The organism is Streptomyces blastmyceticus, from assembly GCF_039521185.1.
GTDB lineage: Bacteria > Actinomycetota > Actinomycetes > Streptomycetales > Streptomycetaceae > Streptomyces > Streptomyces blastmyceticus.
In genome coordinates, this window is record NZ_BAAABW010000028.1 from 59,623 (window position 1) to 77,502 (window position 17,880).

General features: G+C 72.8%; 15 protein-coding genes. All 15 read right to left on the reverse strand.

Translation table 11 applies throughout. From position 1 onward, the window contains the following. Positions 1 to 11 precede the first annotated feature (11 nt). The gene (locus ABD269_RS27910) at positions 12 to 1,166 is read right to left on the reverse strand and encodes an acyl-CoA dehydrogenase family protein (protein WP_344122276.1); all 1,155 of its coding nucleotides are present in this window, start codon (positions 1,164 to 1,166) and stop codon (positions 12 to 14) included. A gap of 56 nt (positions 1,167 to 1,222) precedes the next feature. Further along, positions 1,223 to 5,308: a non-ribosomal peptide synthetase gene (locus ABD269_RS27915; protein WP_344122278.1), complete on the reverse strand. Its 4,086-nt coding sequence runs from the start codon at positions 5,306 to 5,308 to the stop codon at positions 1,223 to 1,225. A gap of 40 nt (positions 5,309 to 5,348) precedes the next feature. Then, positions 5,349 to 5,675 (reverse strand): acyl carrier protein, encoded by a 327-nt coding sequence (locus ABD269_RS27920; RefSeq protein WP_344122280.1) that lies wholly within the window; start codon positions 5,673 to 5,675, stop codon positions 5,349 to 5,351. Then, positions 5,672 to 7,066: a DegT/DnrJ/EryC1/StrS family aminotransferase gene (locus ABD269_RS27925; RefSeq protein WP_344122282.1), complete on the reverse strand. Its 1,395-nt coding sequence runs from the start codon at positions 7,064 to 7,066 to the stop codon at positions 5,672 to 5,674. Before ABD269_RS27925 ends, ABD269_RS27920 begins: the two co-directional genes overlap by 4 nt. Then, positions 7,066 to 8,091 (reverse strand): BtrH N-terminal domain-containing protein, encoded by a 1,026-nt coding sequence (locus tag ABD269_RS27930; RefSeq protein WP_344122284.1) that lies wholly within the window; start codon positions 8,089 to 8,091, stop codon positions 7,066 to 7,068. The genes ABD269_RS27925 and ABD269_RS27930 overlap by 1 nt, the downstream gene beginning before the upstream one ends. Continuing rightward, complete coding sequence (locus ABD269_RS27935) at positions 8,088 to 8,681, reverse strand: hypothetical protein (protein WP_301893517.1); 594 nt, start codon at positions 8,679 to 8,681, stop codon at positions 8,088 to 8,090. Before ABD269_RS27935 ends, ABD269_RS27930 begins: the two co-directional genes overlap by 4 nt. Then, entirely contained in the window at positions 8,678 to 9,622 is a 945-nt protein-coding gene (locus ABD269_RS27940; protein ID WP_344122287.1) for a GNAT family N-acetyltransferase, read from the reverse strand. The genes ABD269_RS27935 and ABD269_RS27940 overlap by 4 nt, the downstream gene beginning before the upstream one ends. Beyond that, entirely contained in the window at positions 9,615 to 10,955 is a 1,341-nt protein-coding gene (locus ABD269_RS27945; protein WP_344122289.1) for a M20/M25/M40 family metallo-hydrolase, read from the reverse strand. Before ABD269_RS27945 ends, ABD269_RS27940 begins: the two co-directional genes overlap by 8 nt. Continuing rightward, complete coding sequence (locus ABD269_RS27950; RefSeq protein ID WP_344122292.1) at positions 10,952 to 11,731, reverse strand: thioesterase II family protein; 780 nt, start codon at positions 11,729 to 11,731, stop codon at positions 10,952 to 10,954. Before ABD269_RS27950 ends, ABD269_RS27945 begins: the two co-directional genes overlap by 4 nt. Positions 11,732 to 11,809: 78 nt before the next feature. Then, positions 11,810 to 13,603 carry an amino acid adenylation domain-containing protein gene (locus ABD269_RS27955; RefSeq protein WP_344122294.1) on the reverse strand — a complete coding sequence of 598 codons (1,794 nt, stop codon included), beginning with the start codon at positions 13,601 to 13,603 and terminating at the stop codon, positions 11,810 to 11,812. Between the two features lie 37 nt (positions 13,604 to 13,640). Beyond that, positions 13,641 to 13,838, reverse strand: coding sequence for an MbtH family protein (locus ABD269_RS27960; RefSeq protein ID WP_301893523.1), 198 nt, complete (start codon positions 13,836 to 13,838; stop codon positions 13,641 to 13,643). A gap of 153 nt (positions 13,839 to 13,991) precedes the next feature. Next, positions 13,992 to 14,708, reverse strand: coding sequence for a response regulator (locus ABD269_RS27965; RefSeq protein WP_301893524.1), 717 nt, complete (start codon positions 14,706 to 14,708; stop codon positions 13,992 to 13,994). 367 nt (positions 14,709 to 15,075) lie between these two features. After that, positions 15,076 to 16,353, reverse strand: coding sequence for a sulfate adenylyltransferase subunit 1 (locus ABD269_RS27970; protein WP_344122297.1), 1,278 nt, complete (start codon positions 16,351 to 16,353; stop codon positions 15,076 to 15,078). Continuing rightward, positions 16,354 to 17,301, reverse strand: a complete 948-nt coding sequence (gene cysD, locus ABD269_RS27975; protein ID WP_344122300.1) for a sulfate adenylyltransferase subunit CysD — start codon at positions 17,299 to 17,301, stop codon at positions 16,354 to 16,356. It lies immediately after the preceding gene. Continuing rightward, positions 17,298 to 17,867, reverse strand: coding sequence for an adenylyl-sulfate kinase (gene cysC / locus ABD269_RS27980; RefSeq protein WP_344122302.1), 570 nt, complete (start codon positions 17,865 to 17,867; stop codon positions 17,298 to 17,300). The genes cysD and cysC overlap by 4 nt, the downstream gene beginning before the upstream one ends. Positions 17,868 to 17,880: the final 13 nt, after the last annotated feature.

Consider the following 17,880-nt stretch of genomic DNA (forward strand, 5'->3'; position numbering starts at 1 on the left):
TGCGGGCAGGTTCACGCCAGCAATCCCAGGCCCGTCGACGCGATCAGCGAACGCATGACCTCCGACGTGCCCGATGCGAGGGTGAGGCCCACCGAGTCGCGGTAGGCCGCCTCGCCCGTGCCGCCGGACGGTGCCCGGTCGTCGTGCCGGGTGAGCGCGCCGTCCAGTCCCGAGAGGTCGAGCTGGGCCCGGGCCACCTCCTGGGCGACCTCGGAAGTGACCAGCTTGGCCATGGCGTTGTGCACGTCGTCGCTCGCGTGGTCGCCGAGTTCGGTGACCGAGCGCCAGGCGAGCAGCCGGGCGGCCCGCACCCAGGAGTCGAGCTCCACGAGCCGCGGCCCGTGCACCGGGTGGTCGAGCAGCCCGGTGTCGGCGGCGTGCCGCAGCAGCACGTCGAACCAGCGGCACGCCTTGGCCTCGAACTCGACGCCGGTGCGCTCCAGTCCGAGGACGCTGTTGATGACCTCCCAGCCGCCGTCGACCTCGCCGACGACGTCGTCCTCGGTGACCCGGATGCCGGTGAGGGTGACATCGCCGAACCGCTCGTCGCCGAGGTTCCACAGCGGGTCCACCAGGACGCCCGGGGTCTTCAGCGGCACGACGAAGAGCGTGATGCCGTGGTACTTCACCTCGGACTCGGACGTGCGGGCGGCGCACAGCGCGAAGTCGGCGAGGTGCGACTTCATGCTGTAGACCTTGCGCCCGTGGATGCGCCAGCCGTCGCCGTCGGGCTCGGCCCGGGTCTCCAGGGCGGCCAGGTCGGAGCCGACGGCGGGCTCGCTGAAGAGGATGCTCGCGGCGCCCTCGCCGCGGGCGATCCTCGGCAGGAGCCTGCTCTTCTGGGCGTCCGTGCCGTACATCATCAGGGCCAGCCCGACGATGTCGATGCTCAGCGTGTGCACGATGTCGGGGACGCCGTGGGCGATGAGCTCCTCCGTGAGGATCGCCTTGTCCTGGATGGTCCCGCCCAGCCCGCCGTACTCCTCGGGCCAGTTGACCGCGAGCCAGCCGCGCTCGCCCAGCCTGCGGTAGACGTCGAGCAGGCCCGCTTCCCCGCCCCGCGCGCCGCGTACCGCCGCCACCTCGGCGCGGACCTCGTCCGAGCACAGCAGCGCGCAGATCCGCTCGCGGAACTCCCGCTGCTGTGCCGTCGGCTCCAACTCCACCGTTCCACTCCTCCTGTTCGAAGCCTGCTCGAAGCCTGCTCGGATCCGGGTCCCGCTCAGCCCGCCGCCGCGTCGAGGGCCCGCCGCACCGCGCGTGCCAGCTCCTCGACGTGCGGCGGCTGGAGCATCGTGTAGTGGGTGCCGGGGACCTCTACGTGGTCGGCCCCGCGCCCGGCCAGCCCGCGCCACAGCGCCACCGGGACGTTGTCCTCCTCGGCCGCGCCGAGCAGGGTGATCCGGGTGTCGACCGGGCGCGGCGTGTGGGTGCGCACGGCGTGGGTGGTCGCCAGGAACACCCCGATCCGGGCGCGCAGTTCGTCCCGTACGCCCTCGGGGACCAGGCCGCTCTCCTCCAGCAGCCGCACCACGTGGTCCGACTGCTCGTCCTCGGTGAGCGTGCGCAGGTGCGCGAGGCCGACGTCGGGCACCGGCCGCTCCCGCAGGTGGGCCAGGTCGTGGACGAAGGATGCCAGTTGCGCGGCGTGGTCGGGCGCGCCGCCGTCGGCGCCCTCGCCGGGTGTCGCCGTGTCGAAGAGGACGAGCGCGCCGACCTCCTGCCCGGCGTCCCGCAGCTGTGCGGCCATCTCCGCCGCTATGGCGCCGCCGACGGACCAGCCGCCCAGGTGGTACGGGCCTTCCGGCTGCACCTCGCGGACGGCGGCGACGTAGAGCGCCGCGAACTCCGTCAGCGTGCCCGGGGTCGCGCCGCCGTCGAGGCCGGGCGCCTCCAGGCCGTGGAACGGCTGGTCGTCGCCGAGCAGCCGGGCCAGCGGGATGTACGGCACCGCGGCGCCGCCCGCCGGGTGGACGCAGAAGAACGCCGGGCGCGTGCCCCCGGGGTTGAGCGGCACGAGGACGGACGGGCCCTGCGCGGCGGGCGCGGCGTGCTCGTCGATCAGCGACGCGATGCCCCGCACGGTCGGCGCGAGGTAGAGGCGGCGCACCTCCAGCGTGACGCCGAACTCCTGCTTGACGGCGGTGGTCAGCCGGATCAGGTTGAGCGAGTTGCCGCCGAGGCCGAAGAAGCTGTCGTGCACGCTGAGGCGGTCGCCGTCGACGCCCAGCAGACCGGTCCACAGGGCGGCGAGCTTCCGCTCGGTGGGCGTCGCGGGCGGGGTGTGCCCCTGCTCGCCCTGCGCCTCGGGCAGCGGCAGCCGCTTCTGGTCGACCTTGCCGTTGGCGGTGAGCGGCAGGGCGTCCAGCAGGACGACGACCGAGGGCACCATGTGCAGCGGCAGCCGGTCGGCGACGTCCTGGCGGACGCGCTCGCCGTCGAGCCCGCGCGCGCTGTCCGGTTCGGCCACCACATAGGCGACCAGGCGGGCCTGCGGGGTGCCCGGGTCCTGCACCACGACGATGCCCTGGCGCACGGCGGGCAGGCCGGTGAGCGCGTGCTCGACCTCGCCCAGTTCGATGCGCAGGCCGCGGATCTTCACCTGGCGGTCGGCGCGGCCGAGGAACTCCAGGTTGCCGTCGGGCCGCCAGCGGACCACGTCACCGGTGCGGTACATCCGCTCGCCGGGTGTCCGCGCGAAGGGGTCGGGCAGGAAGCTCCCCGCCGTGAGGTCGGGGCGGCCCAGGTAGCCGCGCGCCAGCCCGGTGCCGGCCACGTACAGCTCGCCGGGGACGCCGACCGGCACCGGCCGGAAGGCGGCGTCGAGGACGTACGCCCGGTGGCCCGCCATGGCGCGGCCGATCGGCGGCGCCGAGGTGAGGCCCTCGGGCGGGCAGAGGTAGTCGACACAGGCGACGGTGGCCTCGGTCGGGCCGTAGCCGTTGTGGAACTCGCGGCCGGGCGCGCTCCACCGGTTGACGAGCTCGGCGGGGAACGCCTCCAGGCCCACGAAGAGCACCCGCAGTGCGGTGAGCGGCTCCGGGTCGAGCAGCCGCAGCACGGCCGGGGGCACGTCCGCGACGGTCACCTGCTCCGCGCGCAGCAGCTCCTGGAGGGCGTCCGGGTCCAGCAGCTGCTCGCGCGGGGCGCCGATGACGGCCGCGCCGGAGCCGAGGGCCGCGTAGAAGTCGAAGACGCTGACGTCGAAGGCGGGGTTGGCGAACTGCAGCAGCCGGTCGTCCGGGGTGATCCGGAACAGCTCGCGGACGCCCTCCACGAAGTCCACCGCGGCCCGGTGGGAGATGAGCACGCCCTTGGGCTTGCCGGTGGATCCCGAGGTGTAGATGACGTACGCGAGGTGGTCGGGCCGGACGTCGACGGCGGGCGCCTCGGCCGGCAGGTCCGCGAGCTCGCCCGCGGCGTCGTCCATGCACCAGTGGTCGACCGGGCCGGTCACCAGGTGGGCCAGGTCCTTGCTGGTCAGTACGGTGCGGACGCCCGCGTCCGCGAGCTGGTGGGCGATCCGGTCGGCCGGGTACTGCGGGTCGATCGGCAGCCAGGCGCCACCGGCCTTGAGGACGGCCAGCTGGGCGACCGGCAGGTCGAGGCCGCGGTCGAGGAGCACGCCCACGACCTGGTCGGGGCCGGTGCCCCAGCGGGTGCGCAGCAGGTGGGCGAGCCGGTTGGCGCGGGCGTCGAGCCCCGCGTAGTCGAGCTGCTCGCCCTGGAAGCGCATGGCGACGGCGCCGGGGCGCTCGGCGGCGTGCCGGGCCACGAGCTCGTGCAGCAGCGCCTCGTCCGCGGGGCGGGTGACCGGGGCGGGGTTCCACTCGCGCAGGACGCGGTCCCGCTCGTGCGCGGGGAGCACCTCGAAGGCGTCGACGCGGGTGTCCGGCGCGGCGACGGCCTGCTCCAGGACGCTGTGGAAGTGCTCGACGAGCCGCTCCATGCGGTCGCGCTCGAAGAGGTCGGTGGCGTACTCGATCCAGATGCCCAGGTCGCTGCCGGGCCGGTCGACGACCTGGAAGGCCAGGTCGAAGCGCGAACTGCCCTGCTGGACGGGGAGTTCCTCGACCTCCAGGCCGCCGAACGCGAAGGACCCCACGATCGACCCGGTGAGCAGGGTGAAGCTGATCTGGAAGAGCGGGTTGCGGCTGGGGTCGCGCTCCGGGCGCAGCTCCTGCACCAGGGTGCCGAAGGGGACGTCCTGGTGCTCCAGGGCGCCGAGGACGCCGCGGTTGGAGCGGGCGACCAGCTCGCCGAAGGTGGGGTTGCCCGTCAGGTCCGGGCGCAGCACCAGGGTGTTGGCGAAGAAGCCGACGAGCGGGTCCGTCTCGGGCCGGGTGCGGCCGCTGAAGACGGAGCCGAGGGACAGCTCGGGCTGGCCGGTGTAGCGGCCGAGCACGACGGCGAACGCGGACAGCATCACCGAGAGCAGCGAGGCGCGCTCCTTCGCGGCGAACTCCCGCAGCCGCTCGCCGAGCTCCGCCGGCAGGTCGCGCTCCAGGGTGGCCCCGGCCCAGGTGGGCTGCGCGGGGCGGGCCCGGTCGGCGGGGAAGTCGACGGTCGGCAGGCCGTCCAGGGCCTTGCGCCAGTAGGCCACCTGCCCGGCGGGCGCGTCGGTGGTGAGCCAGCGCTGCTGCCAGGCGGCGAAATCGGCGGGCTGCACGGCGAGTTCCGGGAGCCGCGCCGGGGTGCCGGTGCGCTCCGCCTCGTACAGCGCGGCGAGCTCCTCGGTCACCCGGCCGACGGACCAGCCGTCGGTGACGATGTGGTGCATGACGAGCAGCAGCACGTGATCGCCGTCGGCGACCTTGAAGAGCGAGGAGCGGAAGACCGGGCCCGTCTCCAGGTCGAACGGGCGCCGGGCCTCCTCGTCGACGAGCCGCCGCACCCGCTCCTCGCGGTCGCCCTCGGCCCCGAGGTCGGTGACCGGCAGCGGCCAGGGGGCCGGGTCGTCCACCGTCTGGAAGGGCACGCCGCGCTCGCCGCCGAAGCGGGTGCGCAGGCTCTCGTGCCGGGCGACCAGGGCGGTCAGCGCGGCGGTGAGCGCGGCGGTGTCGAGCTCGCCGCGCAGCCGCAGTGCGAACGGGACGTTGTACACCGGGAGTTCCGGTGCGACCTGGTGGAGGAACCACAGATAGCGCTGCTGCTCGGAGACGGCGAGCTTGCCGTCCCGGTCCACCGCGACGATCCGGTCGCGCTCCGCCTTCTCCGCGCGCTTCTGCCGCAGCTTCATCTCCAGCAGCTTGCGCTTGACGTCGGAGAGGCCTGCCGTACCCGCGGTGCCTCGCTCTGTTTCAGCCATGTCCCTCGTCAACCTCGTACTCGTTCGCCTGCGGCCGCGGTCAGCGGCGCTCTTCGCCGGCTTCCTGGTGTTCTTCGAGCAGGCGCAGCGCCTCCTCGTCGGTGAGCTCGTCCGCGCCGGACAGCAGCTCCTCCTCGACGATCGCCGTCAGGCCCGCGACGCTGCCCTCCGTGAAGATCACCGGGAGCGGGACCTTCACGTCGAAGGCCTTCTCGATGCGGGTCATCAGCTGCACCGCCTGCAGGGAGGTGCCGCCGAGCTCGAAGAAGCCCTCGTCGGGGTCGATCTCCTCGGCGGTGACCTTGAAGACGTCCTGCCAGATGGCGGTGAGTTCGTCCCGTACCGGGTCCGTGGCCCCGGCGCTCACGCGTTGGCCTCCGCCCACTCGGCCTCGGAGATCTCCGCGGCCTTCTCCCACGGTGTGCGGTGCTCCATGGCCGCGGCGTAGCGCGTCCACACCTCGCGGTGCTGCCAGACCTTCTCGAAGGCGTCCGCGTAGGCGGCGAGCAGCGGCCTGGCGTCGGGCGACAGGTGGGCCTTCTGGATGGCGAAGGAGTCGTCGATGACGGCCAGCGTGACGGGCTGGTCCTCGGCCCGGTACTGCCGCGGCTCGACGCCCGGCAGCTGCCAGGGGTAGCCGCCGTAGCCCAACTGCTCCTGGAAGACGCGCTGCTGCGGCAGCGACATCATCTGGTAGTGCCCGGCGGGCACGCCCTCGGCGCGCAGGGCCCGCATCAGCGAGGCGCGCAGCGGGCCGGCGAGCGAGGGGTCGAGGCCGAGCGCCGTGGGGTCGACGCGGAAGCGCAGGATGTGCCAGGCGTGCGTGCGGTCCTCGGGGACGTACGGGGTGAGGAGGCCGGGCAGGGCGGAGAGCCGGTCGAGGAAGTACCGGACGTTCTCGTCGCGGATCTCGGCCTCTTCGGGGAGCCGCTCCAGCTGGCTGCGCGTGAAGGCCGCCTGGATGGCGTTCGGCTTGTGGTTGAAGCCGAGCATGTGGCCCACGTAGGAGCGCTCGCCCTGCTTGGGGATGAGCTCGCCGAACTGCCGCAGCATCAGCGCGCGGCGGGCCAGCTTGTCGTCGTCGGTCGTGATGAGACCGCCCTCGCCGCAGGTGGCGAGGTTCTTGCTGACGTTGAGGCTGAAGGTGTTGATCGCACCCAGCGAGCCGACCGCACGGCCCTGGTAGAGCGCGCCGTGCGCCTGGGCGGCGTCCTCGACGACGGGGATGCCGTGCTTGTCGGCGACCGCCAGGATCTCCGTCATGTCGACGGGCAGGCCGTGCAGGTGGACGACCACGATGGCGCGGGTGCGCGGGGTGATCGCGGCCTCGACGGCCTCCGGCGTGACGTTGAACGTCCGCGGGTCGATGTCGACGAAGACGGGCACCGCGAGGATGTGCAGCGGCGCCACGGCGGAGGCGATGAAGCTCAGCGCGGGCACGATCACCTCGTCGCCCGGCTGGATGTCGAGGGCGCCGAGGGCCACGGAGATCGCGGCGGTGCCGTTGCTGACCATGACGCAGTGCTTGGCGCCGACGGCCTCGGCCCACTCGCGCTCCAGCGACTCGATCTCCTGCTCGCCCGAGGACGCCGAGGTGAAGCGGCCGCTGGCCACGGTCCGCATGACCGCCGCCTCGTCGGCCTCGGTCACCCGCGGCCAGGCGGGGATGCGCAGCGAGCGCGGGACGGACCGGGCGCCGCCCTGCATGGCGAGCTTGTCGGGCGACCTGGTGGCCCCCGGAGATGCGGCAACAGCCATTACAGTTCCGCTCCTTCGTGTGCGAGTCCTGCCAGCACCTGTTCCAGGTCCTTCAGGAGGGTGTGGGCGCGCCTGGTGAAGCGCGCCGCGCCGAGCCCCTCGGACTGCGTGAGCGCCGCCATGATCCGGATCGCGGACCAGTGGTGGGCGATCCGCTCGACGGCCCGGCCCTGCTCGGTCAGACCGGGGTGGTCGAGCGTGCGTCCGGCGAGGGCCAGCCAGTCGGCGTGGACGGCCGTGTTGGCCAGGGCCGCGCCCGCGACGACGAACAGCTCGTCGCGTACGGTCTCGCCCGCCGCGAGCCGCTTGCCCATGTCGGCGAAGAACGCGGTCAGCCCGTCGAGGCCCGCGTAGCCGTCGCCCCGCACGGGCTCGTGGTAGCCGCGCAGGTTCCGCTCGACGACGTCGCGGATGTGCGACCGGTCGAAGGCGGGGAAGTCCTCGGGGTTCGCGTCGAGTTCGACGGACAGCCAGCGGTTGCCTATGTGCACGTCCGTGAAGAACATGTCCCGGTCGTGCACCGCGGCGTTGCCCGAGTCGCGGGAGGCGGCCAGCTGTTGGAGGGTGATGTCCCCGTGGAAGTGCGGCGGGATGGCGTCGAGGACGTGGACGGTGCCCGCGTCCTCGTCGAAGCCGTGCACGACCACCATGTGGTTGGAGTGCACGTCCCGGTAGGCGGGCCGGAAGGGCAGCTCGAAGTTGTCCACCGCGACCGCCACCGGCCGCCCGGCCTCCACCTCGGCCCGCACCTGCGCCCAGCCCTCGGCGGCATCCGCCGGGCTGTGCCAGACGGAGCGCACCGGGTGGTACGGGGCCAGCGCGCCGAGCAGCGACTCGCCGGCGGCGCAGGGGTAGAAGTACTCCTCGCGCCGTATGTCACCGGGCAGGTGGCGGAAGCGCCAGGCGGCGCCCAGCGTCTCCAGCGGTGCCACGCCGCGGTGCTCAAGCAGGGTCGCCATGCAGGCGTGCAGGCAGCCGGCCAGGTCGTGGCGCCAGCTGCGCACGTCGTCGATGAGGGTGGTCACTCCGCTGCCTCCGGCGGTGTCGTGGGCGCGAGGGTCATCGCGAACACATGGATCGCGGGGTTGTCGGGCAGCGTGAGCGCCGTCAGCTCCCGCTGCCGGGTCACGGGGACGCGCTGCCGCCAGATGGTCGGCCCCATGGTGCGCTGGACGTGCCGGGGGTAGTGCAGCCGCGTGCAGGAGAAGGCGGCGCTCTCCCCGAAGCGGGCCCCGGTCTGCGGCCAGAAGTCGGAGATCCGCAGCCACTCCGGGTCCACGGACCCGTCCGCGTAGTGCAGTTGGACGAAGTCCTCGGTGCGCCGCTCGGCGGCGGCCAGGACGTGGATCCAGTCGTAGCGCCCGGCGGGCAGCTCCAGGAGCTGACCGGCGCAGCGGACGTTGTCCGGGGCGCCCGCGGCGGGGGCCGGGAAGCGGAAGGGGATGCCGTCGACGGTGATCTCGCCGCCCGCGGGCAGCTCCTCGGCCGGGAAGGTGTTGCCCCAGATGTTGAACGCGCCGTCGGACAGCCGGTCCTCGGTGGTGATGCCGGTGTTGTTGGCGAACGCCGTCAGGTCCAGGCGCGTGGGCGTCGTGTGTGCGGTCTGTGTTCTCAACTCGGACTTGCTCCAACGGTTCCGTGAGCGGAGGGTGCGGCCGGCACCGGCCGGTGCGTCCGGCCCGGGGCGAGGCGCAGGACGGCCCGCAGCCCGGGGTGGAGGGTGCGTGGCATGAGGTGGGCGGCCACGCTCTCCCGGCCGCCGGGAAAGGCGAAGATCTCGTGCCCCGGTCGGCCGTGGACGCCCGCGAGGCCGGTGAGCAGCGCGGTCAGCCGGGCCCGGCCGTCCGTGCCCGCGCCGGGCCAGACGTCCAGCCCGGCCGCGCCCGGGACCCCGGCGCGGTCGCAGGCCCGGTCCAGCAGCTCCGACGGGCGCCCGCCCGTCTCGACGGCGGCCAGCAGCCGGCCGTCCGCCGGCAGCCAGACGAGCGCCGGGTCCGACGGCCCCAGTGGGTCGTCCACCAGGGGCAGTTCGCCGGTGTGCGGCGGTGCGCCGGGGACGCGTTCCAGCGTGGTCTCGGACAGCGGCTTGTCGTCGGCCGACCAGTGGCGTACGGCCCGGAAGCCCAGCCGGCCGTAGACGCCCGGCAGACAGCGCTCCACGACCGCGTCGAGCCACAGCCGCGGCACGCCCCGCGCCAGGGCCGCCTCCTCGACGGCCGTCAGCATGGCGCGGGCGATGCCCTGGCCCTGCCGGGCGGGGGCCACGGAGACGCGGTGGACCTCCCAGCCCGCCGCCCCGTGGTCGGTGACCCGCAGGGCGCCGGCGAGCCTGTCGTCCGGCCCGGTGGCCAGCCACACCCGGGTGCCGCGTTCGATGTCGCGCAGGACGGCGGGTTCCGTCTCCCGCGCGCCGTCGGGGACGGGCAGGCCGGGGTAGGGGTCGGACAGCGCGTACGCGGCCCGCGTCAGCCCCGCGACCGGGCCCGCCCAGCGGGCGGCCGCCGCGCGGCCGGGGGGCAGCGGCGCCACGTCGACGGCGGTGGTCGTCTCACTCATAGTCGCGCAGCAGTTCGTGGAAGCAGTGGGCACCGAACTCCAGGTCCTCCACCGCGATGCGCTCGTCCGCGACGTGCAGCATGTCGCGGTACGACGTGCCGGTGGACTGCCGCAGCGGCAGCCAGCCGTACGTCTCGATGCCCAGCTGCGGGAAGAGGCGCGCGTCGGTGGACGCGGTGGTCACCATGGGGATCGGCACGCCGCCCGGGTCCTGCTCGCGCAGCACCCCGGCGAGCCGCTCGTAGAACGCCCCGAGCTTCGGCTGCGGCATCTGCTCGCCCTCGACGAGGACCTCGAGGTCCATGTCGACACCGGACTTCGCGCGCAGTTCGGCGAGGAAGCCGGGGGTGCCGAAGTCGCCGGGCAGCACCCGTCCGTCGAGCTCCACGGAGATCTCGCTCGGCAGCACATTGGTCTTGGTGCCGCCGTGGATCACCGTGGCGTTGACGGTGTGCTGCACGATCGAGCTCAGGTAGCGGATGTCGCGCTCGTCGAAGCCGTCGAGGGTGGAGGTGTCGGCCGGGTCGGCGCGGAAGGCCGCGATCCGGCGGCCCTCGCGCTCCGGCAGGACGCGGGCCAGCTCGCCGAGCATGGTGTCGACGGCCGGGGTCAGCACGGTGCCGAGCCCGCCGCCGTCGATGGCGCCGAGCAGCCGGGTCAGCTTGTACGCGGCGCCCGCGCTGCCGGTGACCCGGGAGGCGTGCCCGGCGACGCCGCGCAGCACGGCGCGCACCCACACGGCCCGCTTCTCGGCGACCACGATCGGGTGGAAGCGCACGTGACCGCCGAGGCCCAGGCTCGCGCCGCCGTCCTCGCCGATCGCGTAGCGGACCCCGGCGAACACCTCGGGGTGCTCGTTCACCAGGAACTTCGCGCCCGCCGCGCTGCCCGCCTCCTCGTCGCACACGACGGCGAGGAGGACGTCACCGGCGGGCGGGGTGCCCGTGGCCCGCAGCCGCAGCACGGCGTCGAGCATCATGGCCAGCTGGCCCTTCATGTCGACCGCGCCGCGCCCCCACACCTCGCCGTCCACGAGCTCGCCGCCGAACGGCGGGCGGCTCCAGCGCTGGTTCTCGGTGGGCACCACGTCGACGTGGGCGTGCAGCAGCAGCGGGGGCGCCTCACCGCGGCCGGGCAGCCGGGCGATCAGGTTGGGCCGTGCGGGTTCGCGGCCGAGCAGGCGCGTCTCCAGACCGGCGGCGGAGAGCAGCTCCGCCACGTACTGCACGCAGGCGGCCTCGTCGCCGGGCGGGTTGGTGGTGTCGAAGCGGATCAGCCGCTGGGTGAGCGCGACGGCGCCGGGGTTCTCCAGGGTGCTCGTGTCCGTGCTCATGTCCGGTCGGCCTCCGTCTTCTTCAAAGGGGCGAGGGCGGCCAGGTCGGCGGCCAGCTCGGCGACGAGCGCTTCCGGTGCGTCCAGGAAGGCGTAGTGGCCGCCGTCCAGGAGGACTTCGCGGGTGTCGCCGTCGGGGGCGTACTCCCGCCAGCCGGCCGTCTTCGCGGCGGGGATGACGGTGTCCTCGCGCCAGCCGATGGTGGTGAGGGTGGTGGGCAGCCGCAGCGGCGCGTCGAGCCGGTAGCGCCGGTTGGCCTCGATGTCGGCGGCGAGGATGCCCACGCCGAGGTCGATGAGGTCCGGGTGGGGTTCGCCGCCCATGGCCCGGGTCAGTGCGACGAGCTCGTCGGCGAGCTCGTCGTGCCCGAGGTCGAGCAGCCGGCCGTACGGGCCCTCGTGCGGGGCCACCTGCGAGGAGAGGAAGAGCCGGTCCGGGAGCCGCTGTCCCCGGCGGGCCAGTTCGGCCGCCGCGGCGAAGGCGGGCAGGGCGCCGCTGCAGTGCCCGAAGAAGGCGAACGGGCGGTCCAGGTGCGGCTCCAGGCCCTCCAGCAGCCCCTCGGTCAGCTCCTCGTACGTGCCGAAGTGCGGCTCCCGCAGCCGGTTCTCCCGGCCCGGCAGCTGGACGAGGCACACCTCGGCCGGCCCGATGGTCCGCGGCCACTTGGCGTACATCGACGCGCCGACACCCGCGTAGGGGAAGCAGAAGACGCGCACGGGACTGTCGTCCTTCGGGCGGCGCAGCAGCCATTTCGAGGGACGTCGGTCGGAAGTCATCCTTCACCTCATGTCGGACGGCGGAACGGGCACCGGCGGCGGGTCGCGGGTGGTCGGCGGCGGGCGGTACGGCCGGGGTCAGCCCGCCGATCCCTCGATGACCTCGGCTAGTTCGGCCACGGTCGAGCTCAGGTAGAGGTCGCGGGGGCGGAGCTCCACGCCGTGCCGCTCCGCGACGTGGGCGACGATCCGGGTGACCATCAGCGAGTGGCCGCCCAGCTCGAAGAAGTCGTCGTCGACGCCGACCTCGTCCAGGCCCATGAGACCGGCCCAGAGCACGGCGAGTTCGCGCTCCAGCGCGGTGCCCGGCGCCCGGAAGTCGGCGTTGGTCTCCGGCCGTTCCCGGATCTCGCGCGCCGTCAGGGCGGCCCGGTCGACCTTGCCGTTGCGGGTCAGCGGCAGGGCGTCGACGCGGGCGAGGAGCGAGGGGACCATGTAGGGCGGCAGGGCGGCGGCGACGGCCTCGCGCAGCGCGGCGGGCAGGACGCTGTCGTCGGCGACGAAGAAGGCGACCAGGCGCTTGCCGGACTCGGGGTGCGTGTGGACCACGACGCAGGCGTCCTTGACGCCCGCCTGGGCCACCAACGCCGTCTCGATCTCGCCGGGTTCGATGCGGAAGCCCCGCACCTTCACCTGGTTGTCGATCCGGCCGAGGAACTCCACCACGCCGTCGGCGCGGCGGCGGACGAGGTCGCCGGTGCGGTACATCCGCGCGCCCGGCTCGGTGGCGTGCGGGTCGGGCAGGAAGCGGTCGGCGGTCAGGTCGGGGCGCCCCACGTAACCCCGGGCCACCCCGGCACCGCCGGCGTAGAGCTCGCCGGTGGCGCCGTCGGGGACCTCCCGCAGCCGCTCGTCGAGCACGTGGACGGTGGTGCCGGTGACGGGCAGCCCGATGGGCACGGGCCCGTCGCCGACCGGCTCGTCCATGATGTGGCAGCAGGTGAACGTGGTGTTCTCGGTGGGTCCGTAGCCGTTGACGACCCGGATGCCGGGCAGCGCGGCGAACGTCGCGTTGATGTGGTGGGGCGAGAGGACGTCCCCGCCCGCCAGCAGCTGCCGGACCGTGGTCAGCCGGGCGACGGGCCCCTCTGCCATCTGGTGGAAGAGCCCGGCGGTCAGCCACAGCACGGTGACGCCCTCCTGGACGACCGCGTCGGCGAGCTCGTCGAGTGAGGGCTCCCCGGGCGGGAGGATCGCGAGCCGGGCGCCGTTCAGCAGGGGCGCCCAGATCTCCAGCGTCGACGCGTCGAAGGCGAGCGGCGCGAACATCAGGAAGGCGTCGTCGGGCCCGGCCGTCAGGAAGTTGTTGTCCTGGACGAGGCGGAGCACGGCGCGGTGCGGGACGCACGCGCCCTTGGGCGCCCCGGTCGAGCCGGAGGTGTACGCGACGTAGGCGGCGTGGCCGGGGCGCACCTCCGCACCGAGGGCGGTGGCGGGGAGCCCGGAGAGCACACCGCGGTCGAGCTCGGGGTCGTCGAGGACCACGGTCCCGGCGAGCCCGGACACCTGCGGAAGGAGCCGTTCCTGAGTGAGGATCAGCTCCGGGCCCGCCTCCTTCACCAGGGTCGCGTGGCGCTCGCGCGGCTGGCGCGGGTCGAGCGCGACATAGTGGCCGCCCGCCTTGAGGATCGCGAGAAGGGCGACCACGGTCTCCACGGACCGCTCCGCGCAGATGCCGACCGGGCTCTCCACGCCGACGCCCAGGGCGCGCAGGTGGTGGGCGAGCCGGTTGGCCCGTGCGTCGAGCTCCGCGTAGCCGACCCGGGTGTCCCCCGAGGAGATCGCCACCGCGTCCGGGGTGGCCGCCGCGCACCGCTCGAAGGCCGCGTGCACGGATTCGGCCGGGTGCACAGATTCAACGGTCGTTGTCATTCTCGAACCCTTTGCGCATTTTCCACGGTCGGTCGGATCAGCTACGCAGGCTCAGCGGCCGCAGGTCCTTCCACACGGTGGATATCCGGTCCAGGCACGCCTGCCGGTCACCGGTGAAACCTATTTCGTTCCAGCCCGCCGGAAGTTCGCGTCCGGCGGGCCAGATCGAATGCTGTTCCTCGTGGTTGACGACGATTGTCCAAGAATCCAGCGCCGCTTCGGCAGCCTCAGCCATGGTCGACCCTCTGGTTTATCCGCAGTGATATCGCCAGAGCGTAGGCAGGGCCGCCGTAATGCCGCATCCACTCCGCGGTTGACCTGCCGGGCGACCACCCGTCGACCCGGGTTCCCTCACGTCGACGCCCGGCTTACGGCCGTCCAGAACTCCTCAACACGCCTCGGCCGGGCTCTGCATCAGACCGGCCCGGTAGGCGAAGGAGACGAGCTGGGCCCGGTCCTTCAGGTCGAGCTTGTTGCGCAGCCGGTGCAGGTGGGTGCGGATCGTGCTGACGCCGATGCACAGCTCCGTCGCCACCTCCTCGATCGACATCCCCCGGCCGATCAGCGTGAGCACCTGGCGCTCGCGCGAGGTGAGCGAGCCGATCGAGGGCCGCAGTTCGGCGGCCGGCCGCAGGTCCCGGCCGCGGAACCACTCGACGAGGCGGCCCGCCACCTCGGAGGCCAGGGCGGTGCCGCCGCGCGCCACGGTCCGCACGGCGCTGGCGACCTCCTCGCGCTTGGCGTCGCCGATCAGCACCCCGTTGGCCCCGGCGTGCAGCACCTCGGTGATCACGTCGTCGGCGCAGTCCATGCTGAACACCACGGAGCGGGGGGCGGGCACATCGTCGTCGTCGAACCGGGCGAGCCGGCGGATCAGCTCGATCCCGGACATCCCCTGGAACTTGAGCCCGGTGACGACCACATCGGGCCGGTGCGTGCGGATGAGCATCAGGGCACTCATCGCACTGTCCGAGACATCGACGACCTCGATGTCCTGGGCGGCCTCCAGGAAGGTCTTCAGCCCATTTCGAATGATCGGCGTCTCATCACAGATGACCACTTTGATCGCCACCGCGCCCCGCACCCCCAGGTTACGTAATCCCATGGCAAAGCGGTGACCATCCGCGGGGCGGTACGCCAACAAGTGCATAAGAATTGGCTCACCACGCGGCCGACCACTCGTTCTGCCTTTGTCACAAGGCCGCAAAGCACCCAGAAACGCGGTGTCCCCCGCAGCACCGTTCGTCAATCTACTTCATGAAGACGGACGGCCGGAGTCCGTGGAGAGCGTGACCAAGCTCACCGAAAGCCCCGTCGGGAGCGGAAAGCGGGCATACACATCGGGCTATTCAGGCAATTATCCGGCTGTGCTGATTTGCCAAGGATTCCATCAGTTGGATGGCCTTCACACCGAAACGAACTGTTCATACTCGCCAAGGCCGTTGTGGGCCCGGCCGCGCCGGGCCCACGGGTCACTCCGCGGTTCCCGCCATGCCGGCGGCGAGGGTGGTGCCGTCGGCGGGGTCGATGAGGAGGAAGGAGCCGGTGTGGCGGGAGTCGGCGTAGGTGTCGAGGGCGAGGGGTTCGGCGGTGCGGAGGGTGATGCGGCCGATGTCGTTGGCGGTGAGCTGTCCGGGGTCGGGGTGCTGGGAGAGGTCGTCGAGGGTCAGGCGTGAGGGGATGGCCTTCACGATCGCCTTGACGGTGCGGGTGGTGTGCTTGAGCAGGACCCGCTGGCCGGGACTGAGGGGCCGGTCGGCGACGTGGCAGACGGTCGCCTCGACGTCCTGGGTCACCTGCGGGGCGCCGGTGGTGGGGGCGATGGTGTCACCGCGGGAGACGTCGATGTCGTCGGCGAGGGTGACGGTCACGGACTGGGGCGCCCAGGCGATATCGGTGCTGCGTCCCAGGGCGTCGATCCCGGCGATCGTGCTCGTACGGCCCGAGGGCAGCACGGTCACGGGCTCGCCGACGCGCAGGACGCCGGAGGCGATCTGGCCGGCGTAGCCCCGGTAGTCGGGGTGTTCGGCGGACTGCGGGCGGATCACGTACTGCACGGGGAAGCGCGCGGGGTCGATGGAGGGGTCGTGGCCGGTGGGCACGGTCTCCAGGTGTTCGAGGACGGTGGGGCCGCCGTACCAGTCCATGTGCGCGGAGGGTTCGACGACGTTGTCGCCGGCGAGCGCGGAGATGGGGATGGCGGTGACGTCGGGGATGCCGAGCGAGGCCGCGTAGGCGGTGAACTCCGCGGCGATGGCCGCGAAGACGGGCTCGGCGTAATCGACGAGGTCCATCTTGTTGACGGCCAGCACCACATGCGGCACACGAAGGAGGGCGGCGACGGCGGCGTGGCGGCGGGTCTGCTCGACGACGCCGTTGCGGGCGTCGACCAGGACCACGGCCAGCTCGGCGGTGGACGCACCCGTCACCATGTTGCGGGTGTACTGCACGTGGCCGGGGGTGTCGGCGAGGATGAACCGCCGCCGCGGGGTGGCGAAGTAACGGTACGCGACATCGATCGTGATGCCCTGCTCCCGCTCCGCCCGCAGCCCGTCCGTGAGGAGCGCCAGGTCGGGTGTTTCCTGGCCGCGCCGGCGTGAGGCGTCCTCGACGGCCTCGAGCTGGTCGGCCAGGACGGACTTGGAGTCGTGCAGCAGCCGGCCGACCAGGGTGGACTTCCCGTCGTCCACGGAGCCCGCCGTCGCGAAACGCAGCAGGGTCGTGGCCCGCTGCTCGGTGGTGCTGGTCATCTAGAAGTACCCCTCGCGCTTGCGGTCTTCCATCGCGGCTTCCGACATCTTGTCGTCGGCCCGCGTCGCGCCCCGCTCGGTGAGCCGGGAGGCCGCTATCTCCACGATCACCGCGTCGAGCGTCGTGGCGTCGGAGTCGACGGCTCCGGTGCAGGACATGTCGCCCACCGTGCGGTAGCGCACCTGGCGCACCTCGACGGGCTCGCCGTCCTTGGGGCCGCCCCACTCGCCCGCGGTCAGCCACATGCCGTTGCGCGCGAAGACCTCGCGCTCATGGGCGAAGTAGATCTCGGGGAGCTCGATGCCCTCGCGGGCGATGTACTGCCACACGTCCAGCTCGGTCCAGTTGGAGAGCGGGAAGACGCGGACGTGCTCGCCGGGCGCGTGCCGGCCGTTGTAGAGGTTCCACAGCTCGGGCCGCTGGCGCCGCGGGTCCCACTGCGAGAACTCGTCGCGCAGGGAGAAGACGCGCTCCTTGGCGCGGGCCTTCTCCTCGTCGCGCCGCCCGCCGCCGAAGACCGCGTCGAAGCGGTGCTCCTGGATGGCCTCCGTGAGCGGGACCGTCTGCAGGGGGTTGCGGGTGCCGTCGGGCCGCTCGCGGAGCACGCCCCGGTCGATGTAGTCCTGCACGGAGGCGACATGAAGCCGCAGGCCGTGGCGGGCCACCGCCCGGTCGCGGTACTCCAGCACCTCGGGGAAGTTGTGCCCGGTGTCCACGTGCAGCAGCGTGAACGGCACCGGCGCGGGCGCGAACGCCTTCAGCGCCAGGTGCAGCATCACGATGGAGTCCTTGCCGCCGGAGAACAGGATCACCGGCCGCTCGAACTCACCCGCCACCTCACGGAATATATGCACCGCTTCGGATTCCAAGGCGTCAAGGTGCGACAGCGCGTACTGATCCGCGGTGTCGGCGACAGCTGCGAAGGCCGTCGAACCGGTGTCACTCACGCCAGACCCCTCTCCGTGAGCAGCGAGTACAGCGCGGCGGCGGACTCCGCCACGGTCTGGGTGTGCGACTCGATCCGCAGATCCGGCGACTCCGGCGCCTCGTAGGGGTCGTCTACCCCCGTGAGACCCGATATCTCGCCCGCCGCCTGCAGGGCGTACAGCCCCTTCACGTCGCGCTCCGAGCACACCTCGACCGGAGTCGCCACATGCACCTCGAGATAGGCCGTGTCCGAGCCCTCGTGGCGCTTGCGCACCGCTTCCCGGGAATCGGCGTAGGGCGCGATCACCGGCACGATCGACTTCACGCCGTTGCGCGCGAGTACCTCCGAAATCAGGCCGATGCGCTGCACATTGGTGTTCCGGTCCGCGCGGCTGAAGCCGAGGCCCGCGGAGATGAACTCGCGGATCTCGTCACCGTCCAGCACCTCGACCCGATGGCCCTCGCCGCGCAACCGCTCCGCGAGGGCCTTGGCGATCGTGGTCTTGCCCGCGCTCGGCAGACCCGTCAGCCACACCGTGGCGCCCGTCCGCTCCGGCGTGTCGCACGTGCACTGCGTCACTGTCACCTTCCGCTCCCCT

Coding starts and splice junctions, on each gene's coding strand:
- ABD269_RS27950 (WP_344122292.1), bottom strand. CDS start 11,731: ATGACTTCCGACCGACGTCCCTCGAAATGGCTGCTGCGCCGCCCGAAG.
- ABD269_RS27915 (WP_344122278.1), bottom strand. CDS start 5,308: ATGGCTGAAACAGAGCGAGGCACCGCGGGTACGGCAGGCCTCTCCGAC.
- ABD269_RS27925 (WP_344122282.1), bottom strand. CDS start 7,066: ATGGCTGTTGCCGCATCTCCGGGGGCCACCAGGTCGCCCGACAAGCTC.
- ABD269_RS27965 (WP_301893524.1), bottom strand. CDS start 14,708: ATGGGATTACGTAACCTGGGGGTGCGGGGCGCGGTGGCGATCAAAGTG.
- ABD269_RS27955 (WP_344122294.1), bottom strand. CDS start 13,603: ATGACAACGACCGTTGAATCTGTGCACCCGGCCGAATCCGTGCACGCG.
- ABD269_RS27940 (WP_344122287.1), bottom strand. CDS start 9,622: ATGAGTGAGACGACCACCGCCGTCGACGTGGCGCCGCTGCCCCCCGGC.
- ABD269_RS27970 (WP_344122297.1), bottom strand. CDS start 16,353: ATGACCAGCACCACCGAGCAGCGGGCCACGACCCTGCTGCGTTTCGCG.
- ABD269_RS27960 (WP_301893523.1), bottom strand. CDS start 13,838: ATGGCTGAGGCTGCCGAAGCGGCGCTGGATTCTTGGACAATCGTCGTC.
- ABD269_RS27945 (WP_344122289.1), bottom strand. CDS start 10,955: ATGAGCACGGACACGAGCACCCTGGAGAACCCCGGCGCCGTCGCGCTC.